This window comes from Halococcus sp. IIIV-5B, assembly GCF_003602035.1.
GTDB lineage: Archaea > Halobacteriota > Halobacteria > Halobacteriales > Halococcaceae > Halococcus > Halococcus salsus.
In genome coordinates, this window is record NZ_QZWE01000001.1 from 283,403 (window position 1) to 296,929 (window position 13,527).

Consider the following 13,527-nt stretch of genomic DNA (forward strand, 5'->3'; position numbering starts at 1 on the left):
TCGGTTAGTCGCCTTCGATACCGAACTCATCGTCTTCGACTCAGGAGTCGGAATTCACGAAGCAGTCCGTGCCCTCCGAGCCCCTCTCAATTCTCGTGATCGGCGCTCACCGTGATGACTTCCTGAAATTTATCTACTGTGGGTGTATTCATCCATAGCCACTCTCAGCCCCCATTCATTCATTCGACACCGCTAGAGTAATACTTCGGAGAGATCTATTGGTTGAGTATGTATGCAACAATCAGAGCTCAATTCTAACGCTCCTGGCGAACTCATCCCGTACGGACGGAGGTCGTACTACAAACCTGCTCCGTTGCCGCCATCCCGCGACCTCGCTCTCCGGCCCGACTTCTACGAGACGCTCTCAGACGCAACGTTCTGGTTAGGGAAACTCAGTGGGATAAGTCTCGAACTCGATTTCCCGCCAGTACTCTACACCTCACTCCTCCGCAAGGAAGCCATGCAATCCGCTGAAATCGAAGGTGCGGACGTTGACTACAATGCTCTCTACAGCCTCGAAACACGCTCATTTGACGCCGGTGAAGACGAGATAAGCGTCGAATCCACGAAGGGCCAAACGAAGGACACGCAGGAAGTCCTCAACTACGAAGACGCTATCAAGGATGGTATTGAGGCACTCGACCGAGGCAAAGACTTGACCGTCGAACGATTGCATGAATTCCACGAGACTCTTCTCACGGGCGTTCCAGACGACCGCGTTGATACCGATACTCTCGGCGCGTACAAGACGACACCGAACCATATCGGAGAGTTCTTCCCACCCGTTCCAGATCAGGTCGATGGCCTAATGGATGGGCTATTCACCTACTACAAAACTGGCGGGAGCTACCACCCGCTCGTAAACATCGGCATCTTCCACTACCAATTCGAGACCATCCATCCATATGGTGACGGCAATGGTCGTCTCGGCCGACTTCTCATCACGCTCCAGTTGTACGACGCTGGCTACCTCGAACGCCCGAATCTCTACCTCAGTGAGTACTTCAATCGAAACAAACCGACGTATATCGACCGATTGGAGGCCGTTCGATACGATGGCGATTGGGAAGCGTGGCTATCGTTCTTTATCGAGGGTGTCGCTCGCCAGGCCCACGAGTCCGTCGACCGAACGCTCTCGCTGGCCCACCTTAAGCGTCAGTACGACGCTGAGTATGGGGGAAAGTCGTACACGAAGAACCAACTTATTGTGAAACTCTTCGAACAGCCCTACGTCACGAGCAAGACTGTTCAACGGCTCTTTGACGTCAAGCAACCGACGGCGTCACGAGTAATCAACGACCTCGTCGACGAAGGAATTTTGGAAGAAGTGACCGGGAAGGGACGCAACAAGGAATATCGTGCGCGAGAAATTTTCGAAATTCTTGAGCAGCCACCGCAGACCTACTGAACGCGATGGTGATGTGCCGGATAGTGTAATGTGTTGCTAGACCTCGTTCCTGGGGGATTAGTTACGTATCTCGTGATGAAGGGACGTGTTCGTCGACTAATTCGAGAAGATCTTCTTCGGTTTCCCATCGATACAACTGCCCTCGATTTTCCATGATCTCGAAGAGATGGGCAAGCATAGCATCGTAGTCATCGCACTCCGCCTCAACGGTCAGATACTCCTGTTTGAACACGGTGGTCTTTCGCTGGTATCGCTCTCGGTCGAGTTCGGCGATCTCAAGTTCGTGGCCTCCTTCGTTATCCTCAAAGACACCGACGACGAAATCGGCGCGGTCGGCAAAGATTTTGAACTTCACAACGAAATTCTCCCAAACCTCGTTGCCGATTTCATCCAAGAGAAAGGCGAAATGGGACACTCCTCGATCGCTCAGCCCGTCACGTACTACTCGGAGACGGGATTTCTGTGGTTCATCGAAGTTTTCGATGACGAGATATGCAACATCACTGTAACCGAAATCGCGGAGTAACTCATCGGTCAGAGCAGCATCCATGAAACGCTCGATCGCTTGAGGACTGAGTTCATCACCGAGATGAGCTCTGGAGTCCTCTATTAGGCGCTCCGGGTCGATATCACGGTCAGCCATCGATTGATCGGTAGTACACCAGTTTCGTATAAAAGCGTACTAATGTAGTCACTGATGTAGCGACGAATAGTAGAACAACTGATTCAGTATTTCCCGAAATGGTTAATGCCCGCGAAGTCCGTAGTTCATGATAGGAGGCACTCAATGAGCGATACAGGCGAGATGGTCGGTGAGGTCGATACCGAACGAAGCGATGAGTGGGCGTCGCTTCGGTTGATTCTGCAGAACTCGCGCGCGAAGCTTCTCTTGCAGATCCTCGCCCACCCGCAGCGGATGCCAAGTGCTGCCGAGCTTGACTATCGAAACCCGAGCATGGAAAGCAGTACGATCCAGTATCATCTTCGAAAACTCAGTGACGCCGGAACAATTGAAAAGGTGAAACTACCGAAGGGAGAAAGAGCACGCGACCTTCCGTCGACCTTCTTTCGTATCACCGAGAAAGGAGAGCGATTACTGAAACAAGCAAACCTCTATGAAGAGGTCGAGACGTGGCGCGAAGTGTACGATCGGATGGAACGTACCCCTGAAATCCGAGAGATCGAGTCGATGCCCCGTCCCTCCTGAGTACCGTCCTCGAACTGCCTTCTCATCGATACCGGACTCATCGTCTTCGACTCAGGAACTGGAATTGTCTAGTTGAGTATTCGAATGAATTGAACTCTGGATGGAAGAATGAACCGACAATGGGTAGTAAGGGTGCTGTTACCTGCTGCTTCGAGTGTTAGCTGAGATATAACCGATTTCGCTCCATAAGACCACTACAATGTCACCGACGACACCGGGGCTACATCACGTGACCGCTATCGCGGGAGACCCACAGCGAAACGCCGAGTTCTACGTCGAAACGCTCGGTCTGCGCTTTTTGAAAAAGACCGTCAATCACGACGACAAATACACCTACCACTTCTATTTCGGCGATAGCGAGGGGACACCGGGATCCAACATCACGTTCTTCCCCTGGGGAGAGCGCGGCCGCCCCGGGCAGTTCGGTGCGGGACAGACCAAGGTCGCGACGTACTTCATCTCCGAAAATTCCCTTGAATACTGGCTCGACCGGCTGGAAGCACACGATATCGATATTGAAGGCCCGACCGAACAGTTCGGCGAGACAGTCATTCAGTTCGACGATCCAGATGGCATCACACTCGCGCTCGTTGCCACGGACGACGCACCCGAGGCAAACCCATGGGGGGAGAGCCCCGTTCCCAACGAACACCAACTGCGCGGCTTTCACAGTGTCACCCTCAGTCTCAATGACATCGGATCGACCGCCGACGTGTTGACCAAGGGACTTGGCTACGAGTTCGAGGCCAAGGAGAATGGGCGGCATCGGTATCGGTCTGCCACCGGAGGTCCAGGCTCTATCGTCGATCTCGTAGAGACGGAGCGATCACGGGGGCAAATGGGTACCGGCACCGTTCACCACGTCGCCTACAAGGCCGAGGATACTGACGAACAAGAGCAGTGGCGCGATCACCTGACTGAGCAAGGATTGCGCGTTACTGATATCGTCGATCGAGTGTACTTTAAATCGATCTACTTCCGCGAACCGGGTGGTGTCCTCTTCGAGATCGCAACGATGGGACCCGGCTTCACGATTGATCAGACCCAGGACGAACTCGGCACGGACCTCGCGCTCCCCGACTGGTTGGAGAGCGAACGCAAGGAAATCGAGTCCCGCCTTCCATTGTTCGAGAATCCGTCTATAAGCCCCTTTTCCAACGATTAGTAGCGGATTTCTCGCTGCATATCCGCATACTTGACTACCCACTCTACTATTCGTTTTCGAGTTTTTAGATAAATTAGGGAAGGTGGAATACAGTGAAGCATCGAAGGCTAATACTCCATCGCTGAGCGACCGTCCTCATCTCTGTCGAATAGTCGTTGAATAGCTCTGGAGGAAAGAGGGGTGCCAGAAATAGGCCATTCAACAACCGATAATGAGGTCTTCCGGAGAATTCAGAACTGACCAGTGAATTCGTCATCGGTCAAAAGTGGTGGATAATCCGGTAGTGTATTGAGATATTCACTGGCTGTGATGGCCTCTTTGTAGCTCTCGTACGCTGGATACTGTTCCCCATCGACTGTGACCTGAGATGTACCTCGCGCACCACCGAAGACCGCCCAGTCGGTCTCATCCTGGCCCGTCTTATCGACGTTAAACCAGCAGGTCATCTTGATATCGTTCTCTGAAACGTAGCTGAAAGCATCCTCGATCCATTGGGCTTTCTGTTGGGGTTCGTGTCCTTCGCCCGAGTCAGGAACAGACGAGGAAGCAAACTCAGTGAGAGCCACCGGTTTACTGGTCAGCTCGCGAATCCGACCCAACATCGATCCAAACAACGCCTCAGGAAAGCGCCAGTCCGACTGCCCGCTCGAGTATCGCTGACTCCCACCGAAATTGAACCCATCGAGACCGACCCAATCGACGAACTGATCGCCGGGGTAATAACGTTCAGCACGAATACCACCGATCTCATCCGCGTTCGGCGACCACATCCATTGAATATTCGATGCCGCAAGTGCGGTCTCGGAGAACCGCCTATGAAGCTGACGCCACATTCCAATGTAGTCTTCGGGAGTGCCTGCAGTTGGATCCTCTCCTCCCTCATTACCCGATTCGGGAGATGCGGTTGCCTCGATGCGTGTCGAATCGACTGCACTCCATGGGAACCAGTTCCCGTTCATTTCGTGGGCCGGCCGAAAGTAGAATCGCCGGCCGCGGGTGTCGCCACCACGTGGTCGTGCCCAGCTCTCGAGCAGGCTTGCCCAGTCATCGATCTGGTCGTCGTACTCTCCGTTTGCGATCGCACGCTCGATCGTTTCACTGGTTTCGTTGCTCTGTTGCCCGAACGGTTGCCAGGATATCAGCGGCACGTGACCCGCTTTCCAGACGTTCGTTAGCGCACCTTCGACGAATCCCTGCTTCGTGCTCGCTAGCCTAAACGCATCGAGGAAAACAACTGCGACTGCCGGCTTCTGACCGAGCCAACTACTGTAGCTTTCCAAACTCCCCACGATGTCGTCGCCGCCGGCATAGACACCCGTCAATGCTGTCCCCGAACGAGTCTCTGGAGGTTCAGGGGTTGGTGTCAGCTCAGGTGTTGATGTTCCACCCGACCCACTAGCATTGTTTCGATTCGGTTCCGAGAGCGGGTCGAACGGTGTCGAACAGCCGCTTACGCCGGCAATACCAACCAACCCTGCTGCTCGGAGGAACTTCCGGCGGTTCATCCATTGGTACTCACTGGCAATTCGATTAAGCATTGGGTGATTCGGAGTGTCAGACCGCTATCGGTTTGGTTCCCGATTTTCTCGGAAGCTACAGAACAGCTGCTAGTCTCGTAACTGACTGAGTATATTGGTGCTGCCACATTTCGGACACTGTGTAAGGCTGCCGAACGGCGGCGCATCAACTCGTTTCCATTTCTCACTACCGGCATCCGCTTCAAACCCACATTTCAAGCATCGCGATTGACGTGATGCGGATCGAGTGCTCATAACCGGCAATAGTACATCGAAGATGATAGCATTTGTCCCCTTGCTTAGGTCTCTGGGACCGAGAAGGAACATCCGGTTCACCGGTTGTCGAGGCGCGGTCGTGGTGTATTTCTGAGAACCGACTCGACATGATACTCGGCCCTCTATTGACAGTCAGTATCGTGCTCTGCACCATTCATTTCGCGAAGTTCGTTGAGTTGTTCGGGGTTGCATACAGATGGTGATTTCGCTACTGGGAGTTCGTCATTCCCCCGTCGATGACGAGTGACTCGGAGTTGACGTAGTCGCTGAGATCCGAGGCGAGGAAGAGCGCTCCCTTTGCAACGTCCTCTGCCGTACCGCCGCGTCCGCTCGGAATCTGCCCGACGAATCCTGCCTCTTCGTCAGTTCCGAAGATCGGAACATCTTCAGTGGTCATCGATGTCTCGATCAGGCCTGGGTGGATCGCGTTGACCCGAACGCCCTCGGGTCCAAGCAGTGATGCAAGCGAGTACGTCATCAGGCGAACTGCACCCTTTGAAGCACAGTAACTGATGAACTCTCCCGACCCTTCGAGGCCAGCAACGCTTGAGAGATTGATGATGCTGCCGCCGCCGTTATCTACCATGGCATTGGCGGCCGCACGCGAGCCGTAGTAGGTTCCACGGACGTTGATGTCCATGATCATATCGAAGATGTCGTCACCCTCCTCGAGGAACTCTTCAGCGCGGAAAACGCCCGCGTTGTTCACCATTGTGTCGATACCACCGAATTCGTCGGCGGCCGCTACTGCATCCTTCAGTGCTTCGTAATCAGTAACATCGCACTCAACAAACGTCGCGTTCGCATCGGTGTTTGCTTCGATCCGTTCGTGAGTCGGTTCACCGCCCTCACGGGGATCTTCCTGGATATCGGCGATAACGATGTCTGCACCCTCTTCTGCGAACAGCGACGAGATCGCACGGCCGTTCCCACTTGCCCCACCTGTGACGACGGCGGTTTTGCCGCTCAACATTTTCTCCATGTATCTTATTGCCTACTCAACTCATATATTTCTTATGACTGTATAAGGTGAGGCAGTTCTTTCAGACCACTACTCGGTCATTGCTATCGCTACCCCGTTTCTCGGGCGAGAACCAGTAGTTATATTCTCGCTAAATATGTGGATTTTCTTGGCAACAAATGTCTTGGCAAAATAGGTTGGAACAGATTACTTCCTTCATAAACAAATATTTTGTTATATGGGTGATCGTAGCGTCAGTGCTTGCGTTGTACCAACCAGGGGCATTCAGCTGGCTTGGAGAGTATATCTCACCCCTACTGGGTATCGTGATGCTTGGGATGGGTTTGACGCTCACCCCTTCAGATCTCAAACGTATCATCGAGCGTCCCCGAGATGTTTTCATCGGTGCTCTTGCCCAGTGGTTAGTCATGCCATTGGCAGCATATCTGTTAGTGCAGGCTTTTAGTCTCCCGCCGGAGATTGGAATTGGCATCATCCTGCTTGGTGCATCGCCCGGTGGAACGTCTTCGAACGTGATGACATACCTCTCTAAAGGTGATGTCGCACTTTCGATTGCGATCACCTCGCTAACGACCATTGCGGCACCCATCATCATGCCAGCATGGGTACTTTTCCTGGCTGGGTCGGAGATCCAGGTTACGTTCGCTCAATTGTCCGAAGAAATCCTGCTTATCGTTTTGCTCCCAGTTATCTCTGGAATCGTCATTCGCCAATTCCTGGACCGACGAGCACCCAACGTGGCTGAAGCGAGCCTTACCGTGTTTCCGTCGATCAGTGTTGCAGCTATCGTCGTTATCGTCTCAGCCGTAGTTGGCCTCAACGCAGAGACCATATTCGGCGTGAGTCTGTTTGCACTCGCAGCAATGGTTATACACAATACCATCGGCCTCGCGTCTGGATACGCAGTTGGTCGCGCAGCAAACATGCCCGCCGACCGAGTCCGGGCGTGTACTTTCGAGGTTGGACTCCAGAATTCCGGCTTGGCAACTGCCCTGGCTGTTACGTTCTTCACGCCGCTTTCGTCACTGCTTCCTGCTCTGTTCAGCGTCTGGATGCTCATCGTGGGGCCGCTATTGGCAACATACTTCGCTCGTAAAAGCGACGACGCGGAGGAGTCAGCGATACCAACCTGAGAAGCAGTGAAAGAACCACAATAGAGAGTGTACCGTGTGAACAACATTTTTGCTTCTGCTACTAGACAGAGTACCAATGACGCCTGATGGGGAATACGATGTCAGCTTTCTCGATGATCTTAGCGTTGAGGGCAGTGTCGTAACTGATAGAGCGACTCTAGAGGCGTACAGTCACGATGAGGGACCGCATACAGCCCATTATCCGGATGGGGTTGTCCGTGCGATGTCTGCAGGTGACGTTTCAACTGTACTTGAGGCATGTCATACTCGTGAGGTAGCTATCACACCGCGAAGTGGCGGGTCGAGCATCGAGGGGAACCCAATACCAGTTGAGGGTGGTGTCGTCCTCGACACACTCCCAATGGACAGCGTGGAGATTCGGCCGGCAGATCGTCTTGCTATCGTCGGACCTGGTGTTGTCTACGATGAGTTGAACAGCAAGTTAGAGTCACACGGACTCCGTTTCGCCCCCGGAATCGCTGCCGGTGATCTCGCGACTGTCGGTGGTATGGTAGCGAACAACGCTAGTGGACTGAATGCCGTTAAATACGGTGTGACTGGTGACCATGTCCGTCGTCTCACAGTCGCGCTGGCGGATGGCGAGATAGTTCAGTGTGGTCGAGATGTTGCGAAGTCATCGTCCGGCTACCAACTCAAAGACTTGTTCGTAGGGAGTGAAGGAACGCTCGGTATCGTAACTGAGGTTGCGCTTGCGCTCGAGCCGCTTCCTGCTGAACGCCGGGCTGCACTCGCCACCTTCCCTACCCGAGGCGCTGCGGGCAAAGCCGTCGCAAATATCATGGCCAGCCCGCTTACACCCGGTGCTATCGAGTATCTCGACAGCGGTGCGGCTGGTCTTTTGAACGAAACTGACGATGCGGACCTGCCAATATCGCCTCAGCTTCTGATCGAACTCCATGGGACGAACAGTGGCGTAACTGCAGACCTCGACACTGTGAAGGCATCCTGTGAAGCTGCTGACTGTGTCGCATTTGAAACCGCTGGCGAGGCAGAAATGGCTCAACTCTGGGCAGCACGACGGAACGTCTACCCGGCAGCGTGTGAGTACCGGTCGGATGCAACTGTGGCGTTTATCGGTGATGTAGTTGTTCCAGTTTCGAGATACCCAGAGATTGTGCGTAAGGCTGCCGAACTGTCGGAAGAGCTTGGTCTTACCGTACCATGTGTCGGCCACGCAGGCGATGGCAACCTCCATTTCCTCCCGATCGCGGACCTCGACGATGAGCAGGAATTCGAACGTGCGACCGAACTCAACGATCGAATGGTGCGTGCGGCTATCTCAATGGGTGGAACTTCGACGGGTGAACATGGAGTAGGCATCGGGAAGCGAAAATTCATGCGACAAGAACACGCTGCGGCGGTAGATTTGATGCAGGAGATAAAGGCAGCAGTCGACCCTCACCGGATCTTGAATCCGGGAAAATTACTACCCGAGCACTGAATGATTTCACCCTACTGATTCGATTCCTTCGGTCGATCCAGTCGAGTTCGGCGACATGGGCCACCGGGCCTCCGAGTGACCTTATGGACGAATAGCTGACCCACGCGACGAATACACGCTCCGAGAGAGTGTCAACCGTCGGTCTTGGTCTGTCGTTCGTTTCGGTCATCCAATCTATGAGAGGTCAGTGTCCGAAGCACCGGTACCGAAAATCAAGACCGAGCAGCCAACCATTCGGTAAAAAAGCCATCCCCTGCTTCCGCCCGAAGATATTCCCGGTGGAAACCGAACTGTCAGTGTATGCCTGAGTTGACCACCTCACGTCGCGTCATGCTAGCTCTTGCTGAGTTTGGTGGTGTCTTAGGCGCGGTTCAGATCCATGACCGATGGAAGCTTAGAAACCATCGACGAGCGCTCAGGACCGAACGGACAGCTGATGATATGTTCGATCCTTCCTTGATCGAAAGCCTCCCGGAAGCAGCCCACCGCTATCTTCGTCATGCCATTGCACCTGATACACCACTCGCCCGTCGGGTCGAGTTGACGATGGAGGGCCAGCTCCGTCTCGGCGAGCGCTGGCTGGCATTTGACGCCGAGGAGACACTGGCCGCGCAACGTGGATTGGTTTGGCGACCGAACGTTCGGTTCGGTCCCGGTCTCGCGTTTTCAGGAGCCGACTTCCACGTTGACGGCACCGGTGGGCAGCGACTTGTCCTCGCCGGTCTCGTTCCCATCGTTCGTTCTGGCGGGGCAGCCATCGATCATTCATCGGCTGGTCGGTTTCTCGCCGAGTCGGTCTGGCTCCCCACGAGCCTTCTTCCGACAATGGGGGCCGAGTGGGAGGGAATTGACCACCGACGGGCGCGCGTGACGCTTCCGGCCGTTGAAGAATCGCTCACCATAACGATTGACGAGAAGGGGGCGGTCGAATCCGTCGAAACACTCCGTCTTGATGTGGATACCGGCGAGATGCGTCCGTTCGGAGCAACCATCGAGCGTGAGCGAACCGTCGACGATCTCACGATCCCCTCCCGATTAGAGGTGGGATGGGGGTTCGGAACCGATGCGTACGAGCCGTTCTTCCGGGCAGAGCTTCGAGACATCTCCTTTCATTGACCGATAGTGACCAATCAGGTTCGCTATTTCACACATCAAGGACGACGGCGAGATCCTCGAGGTCGTCGGCAACTATCTCGGCCGTTGAATTGGAGGGCTCGTTCGTCGACCTAGACTCGTTTGATCCCCATTCCAGTGGTCGGTGGACGTACGCTGTTCGGAGACCCACTTCGCTGGCGGCCTCGAGGTCCATCTCGTGAGCAGCCACCATCATGACTTCGTCGGGCGTCACGTCCAGCAGCTCGACCGCTCTCAGGTAAGCCTCCTCGGCGGGTTTGTAGTGACCCGAGAGCTCGGCCGAGAGGATGATATCCCAGGGAAGCCCCGCACGCTTGGCCATATTCGCAAGCAATCGGACGTGCCCGTTCGAGAGGGTCGCAACGAGATACTCGGCACGAAGTCGACGAAGACCCGGTATCGAATCCGGCCAGGGGTCGAGTCGATGCCATGCGCCCGTGAGCCACTCTTTGTCGCTCTCAGTGAACGCCTCGATACCGAACCGATCGAGGAGTGTCTCCAGTGAATCACGATGGAGGGCATCGAGGTTTCGCCAGGGAATGTCGCCCTCCCGAACCCGGTCCATCGATGGTTGGTACTCATCGCGCCAGGCGTCCGCAAAGGCTGCCCAATCCACATCGACGTCTCGTTTCACGCCGAGTTTCTCCCCGTCACGGATCACGCCGCTTCGCCAGTCTACGACCGTTCCAAAGACATCGAAGACGAGTGCATCGATATCTGGTGGTGCCATCAGGGCCTTCTCCGGACACATTTGGCGTGGCTGCTGCTGTCCATCGGGAGAATATGAAGCTTGATAGCGGCACTCATGTCTGGACTCACGAGCGCGATCAATGATAGGCTATCCGATGGATGGGTTCTGACCGCACGAGACCGCGAAGAGTTTCAGTCATAAGTCAATGGTTGTCATCGATTCTATAGACGAGTGACTTCTTCGTACCGTTCGATATCCTCCGATTTCTTCACTTGAGTGTACGTATCTCGCCAGACTCCCTTATCGAGGACATCGCTTCGATCGAGGAGGTCGCATGCCCGTTCGGTGATAGAGTAGAACTTGTAGGAGAGGTCTCGACCGAGACGTTTCCCAGCGGGCAACTCAGCGGAGGTGACCACTCCAGTCTCTCCCGGCAATGCGATCGTGCTATCGAGACCGTGGTCGACACCCTCCACGGCAGTTTAAACAGCTCCAGTCAGTATTTCGAGGCATGGCTACGACTGGCCCGGAGTCAGTAGTACGGCGGTACTACGAGTTCGTGGACGCGGACCGTTATGACGAGCTCGTGGAGCTGTTCGCTGAAGACGTCTACTACGAGCGACCGGGACAGGCTACTATCGAAGGACGGGGTGCGCTCAGGGAATTCTATGAGTCGGGCCGCCCGCTTGAAGATGGCACTCACGAGATTCACAGTATAATCGTTGAGGGCCCCACCGCGGCGGTCCGAGGTTCATTCACAGGGAATCGATATGGCGAGCAGGTCCGGTTCGGATTCGCTGACTTCCATGAATTTGAGGACGAGGTGATCACACGCCGCTATACGTACACCGACCGTGACGAAGTATAGCCTCTGGCATGCCACGTTACGAATGTACCGAGTGTGAATGGACGGGTGAAACGCTGTTCGCTGCACTCGACCACGCAAAGACCCACGAAGTCCGCCTTACTGGAAAGTAACCTGTGTCTTCTCCATATTTCACCCCATACATAACGAAGACTCGCGTTTCTGTTTCGGAAGATACGAGCTGCCGGTCGAAGCACAGCGGTGCTGCTGATGGTGGGTTAGAAACCGTGAGAACGGTCATCGACGCATAGCGACCAACAAATGAGGTCCTATGTTGTTACTTCCAATACCGACCTCATAGTGTCCATAAGACAACGTAGTATGTTCCGTTGAGAAGTTTCCATTCCTGTCGCTTCTATAGTGTGTCTGGCACTTGCAGGCTATCCTCTTTCCCTCTAGAGGTTCCCATCCTCAAGCCGATCTCGATTATGGGAGAAAATAGAGTCGCGGAGAAAGCGGAACAGATCGGTCCACAGAAGCAGGACCGCCAACCGGGTACCGAGGACGAGATGCAGCCATCCGCTGATTTCATCCGCAACAGCTACAACGGAAGCGACAAGCTTGCGGGAAAAGTTGCAATAGTGACTGGTGGTGATAGCGGTATCGGGCGTGCCGTCGCCGCCCATTTCGCCAGGGAAGGGGCAGACATCGCCGCTCTCTATCTCGACGAGCATGAAGACGCTCAAACTACCAAGGAGGTGGTCGAGGACGAGGGTCAAGAATGTCTCTTGATCGACGGGGATGTGCGCGATAGCGCCTTCTGCCAAGCCGCCGTCGAAAAAGTACTCGACACACTCGGTGGGATCAACGTCTTGGTCAACAACGCCGCTCAGCAAGTCGTCAAGACCGATCTCGCCGAGATCACTGACGAACAGTGGGAAGAGACCTTCAACATCAATATCCACGGCTACTTCTATCTCACGCGAGCCGTCTTTCCTCATCTGGGCGATGACGATACGGTGATCAATACGACGTCGATCAACGCTTTCGTCGGTAACGATATGTTAATCGACTACTCCTCGACCAAGGGTGCGATTGCCGGATTCACCCGGTCGTTGTCTCAACAAGTGGTTGGGCAGGGGATCCGGGTCAATCAGGTTGCACCGGGTCCGATCTGGACGCCCTTGATTCCAGCCACAATGGGTCAGTACGACCCCGAAGTCGTCGAACAGTTCGGAGAGGACGTCCCAATGGGCCGTGCCGGCCAACCTTCCGAGCTCGGCCCGGCCTACGTATACCTTGCTTCTCAAGATTCATCGTACATGAGCGGTCAAACCCTCCACCTCAACGGCGGAACCATCCTCAACGGATAGGTCTGGAACCGCATTTCCTTCCAAAGGCCTCGTGGGGTATCGGGACCCACTCAGTGAACACACCCTTTCTGTGAGTTATATGGAAAAACGAAGAAGCACGGTTCCTTAGGGGCTCACAAATAGCTATGATGGCGAGACGCTCGGATGACTTTGAAGCCGAAGATACCTCACGGAATCGAACTCTGACGCTGGCTGCCACCTCTGCCGTGGTTCGTCACCGGCTTTGGCAACGTGCACCCCTGCTATCGAGCACCGAACTCCTCAGGCCACGAGGGTCTCGAGCGGAATGGGTATCGTCGCCTCCTTGAGCGCTTTTGTGAAAGTGCCGTGGAGTACGTTGTGGTATCCCGGTCTCATTGGGTTACCGGGATCTG

Annotated in this window: 13 protein-coding genes; 8 read left to right on the forward strand and 5 right to left on the reverse strand. The window is 54.7% G+C overall.

Annotated features, from left to right (window positions below; translation table 11 throughout):
• The first annotated feature begins 232 nt into the window (after positions 1–232).
• On the forward strand, positions 233–1,408 hold the full coding sequence (locus D3261_RS01275; RefSeq protein WP_120067923.1) for a Fic family protein: 1,176 nt from the start codon (positions 233–235) through the stop codon (positions 1,406–1,408).
• 61 nt (positions 1,409–1,469) lie between these two features.
• Here D3261_RS01275 and D3261_RS19500 read toward each other — a convergent pair whose 3' ends face one another.
• Entirely contained in the window at positions 1,470–2,051 is a 582-nt protein-coding gene (locus tag D3261_RS19500) for a hypothetical protein (protein WP_147464863.1), read from the reverse strand.
• A 144-nt stretch (positions 2,052–2,195) separates the two neighbouring features.
• Between D3261_RS19500 and D3261_RS01285 the strand changes: the two genes are divergently transcribed.
• Complete coding sequence (locus tag D3261_RS01285) at positions 2,196–2,615, forward strand: ArsR family transcriptional regulator (protein WP_147464864.1); 420 nt, start codon at positions 2,196–2,198, stop codon at positions 2,613–2,615.
• A gap of 199 nt (positions 2,616–2,814) precedes the next feature.
• The gene (locus D3261_RS01290) at positions 2,815–3,780 is read left to right on the forward strand and encodes a ring-cleaving dioxygenase (RefSeq protein WP_120067929.1); all 966 of its coding nucleotides are present in this window, start codon (positions 2,815–2,817) and stop codon (positions 3,778–3,780) included.
• Positions 3,781–4,010: 230 nt separating this feature from the next.
• On the opposite strand, the gene D3261_RS01295 is transcribed toward D3261_RS01290, so the two are convergent.
• Both D3261_RS01295 and D3261_RS01305 read right to left on the reverse strand, forming a co-directional pair.
• Positions 4,011–5,285 (reverse strand): glycoside hydrolase family 26 protein, encoded by a 1,275-nt coding sequence (locus tag D3261_RS01295; RefSeq protein WP_120067930.1) that lies wholly within the window; start codon positions 5,283–5,285, stop codon positions 4,011–4,013.
• A 496-nt stretch (positions 5,286–5,781) separates the two neighbouring features.
• Entirely contained in the window at positions 5,782–6,555 is a 774-nt protein-coding gene (locus D3261_RS01305) for an SDR family oxidoreductase (RefSeq protein ID WP_120067934.1), read from the reverse strand.
• Positions 6,556–6,713: 158 nt separating this feature from the next.
• Between D3261_RS01305 and D3261_RS01310 the strand changes: the two genes are divergently transcribed.
• From D3261_RS01310 to D3261_RS01320, 3 genes are all read left to right on the forward strand, one after another.
• Positions 6,714–7,688, forward strand: coding sequence for a bile acid:sodium symporter family protein (locus D3261_RS01310; protein WP_120067936.1), 975 nt, complete (start codon positions 6,714–6,716; stop codon positions 7,686–7,688).
• A 76-nt stretch (positions 7,689–7,764) separates the two neighbouring features.
• On the forward strand, positions 7,765–9,150 hold the full coding sequence (locus D3261_RS01315) for an FAD-binding oxidoreductase (RefSeq protein WP_120067938.1): 1,386 nt from the start codon (positions 7,765–7,767) through the stop codon (positions 9,148–9,150).
• A 300-nt stretch (positions 9,151–9,450) separates the two neighbouring features.
• A complete protein-coding gene (locus tag D3261_RS01320; protein ID WP_199693859.1) occupies positions 9,451–10,266 on the forward strand; it encodes a DUF6920 family protein in 816 nt (271 codons plus the stop codon).
• A gap of 28 nt (positions 10,267–10,294) precedes the next feature.
• On the opposite strand, the gene D3261_RS01325 is transcribed toward D3261_RS01320, so the two are convergent.
• Both D3261_RS01325 and D3261_RS01330 read right to left on the reverse strand, forming a co-directional pair.
• Entirely contained in the window at positions 10,295–11,014 is a 720-nt protein-coding gene (locus D3261_RS01325) for a haloacid dehalogenase type II (protein WP_233553804.1), read from the reverse strand.
• A 182-nt stretch (positions 11,015–11,196) separates the two neighbouring features.
• A complete protein-coding gene (locus tag D3261_RS01330; protein ID WP_199693860.1) occupies positions 11,197–11,451 on the reverse strand; it encodes a hypothetical protein in 255 nt (84 codons plus the stop codon).
• A gap of 35 nt (positions 11,452–11,486) precedes the next feature.
• Between D3261_RS01330 and D3261_RS01335 the strand changes: the two genes are divergently transcribed.
• Together D3261_RS01335 and D3261_RS01340 are read left to right on the forward strand one after the other, a co-directional pair.
• On the forward strand, positions 11,487–11,843 hold the full coding sequence (locus D3261_RS01335) for a nuclear transport factor 2 family protein (protein ID WP_120067942.1): 357 nt from the start codon (positions 11,487–11,489) through the stop codon (positions 11,841–11,843).
• A gap of 425 nt (positions 11,844–12,268) precedes the next feature.
• Positions 12,269–13,153: an SDR family oxidoreductase gene (locus D3261_RS01340; protein ID WP_233553805.1), complete on the forward strand. Its 885-nt coding sequence runs from the start codon at positions 12,269–12,271 to the stop codon at positions 13,151–13,153.
• Positions 13,154–13,527 lie beyond the last annotated feature (374 nt).

Bases quoted from the DNA above. Each gene is read 5' to 3' on its own strand.
- D3261_RS01275 (WP_120067923.1), top strand. From the start codon at position 233: ATGCAACAATCAGAGCTCAATTCTAACGCTCCTGGCGAACTCATCCCG.
- D3261_RS19500 (WP_147464863.1), bottom strand. From the start codon at position 2,051: ATGGCTGACCGTGATATCGACCCGGAGCGCCTAATAGAGGACTCCAGA.
- D3261_RS01285 (WP_147464864.1), top strand. From the start codon at position 2,196: ATGAGCGATACAGGCGAGATGGTCGGTGAGGTCGATACCGAACGAAGC.
- D3261_RS01290 (WP_120067929.1), top strand. From the start codon at position 2,815: ATGTCACCGACGACACCGGGGCTACATCACGTGACCGCTATCGCGGGA.
- D3261_RS01295 (WP_120067930.1), bottom strand. From the start codon at position 5,285: ATGAACCGCCGGAAGTTCCTCCGAGCAGCAGGGTTGGTTGGTATTGCC.
- D3261_RS01305 (WP_120067934.1), bottom strand. From the start codon at position 6,555: ATGGAGAAAATGTTGAGCGGCAAAACCGCCGTCGTCACAGGTGGGGCA.
- D3261_RS01310 (WP_120067936.1), top strand. From the start codon at position 6,714: ATGTCTTGGCAAAATAGGTTGGAACAGATTACTTCCTTCATAAACAAA.
- D3261_RS01315 (WP_120067938.1), top strand. From the start codon at position 7,765: ATGACGCCTGATGGGGAATACGATGTCAGCTTTCTCGATGATCTTAGC.
- D3261_RS01320 (WP_199693859.1), top strand. From the start codon at position 9,451: ATGCCTGAGTTGACCACCTCACGTCGCGTCATGCTAGCTCTTGCTGAG.
- D3261_RS01325 (WP_233553804.1), bottom strand. From the start codon at position 11,014: ATGGCACCACCAGATATCGATGCACTCGTCTTCGATGTCTTTGGAACG.
- D3261_RS01335 (WP_120067942.1), top strand. From the start codon at position 11,487: ATGGCTACGACTGGCCCGGAGTCAGTAGTACGGCGGTACTACGAGTTC.
- D3261_RS01340 (WP_233553805.1), top strand. From the start codon at position 12,269: ATGGGAGAAAATAGAGTCGCGGAGAAAGCGGAACAGATCGGTCCACAG.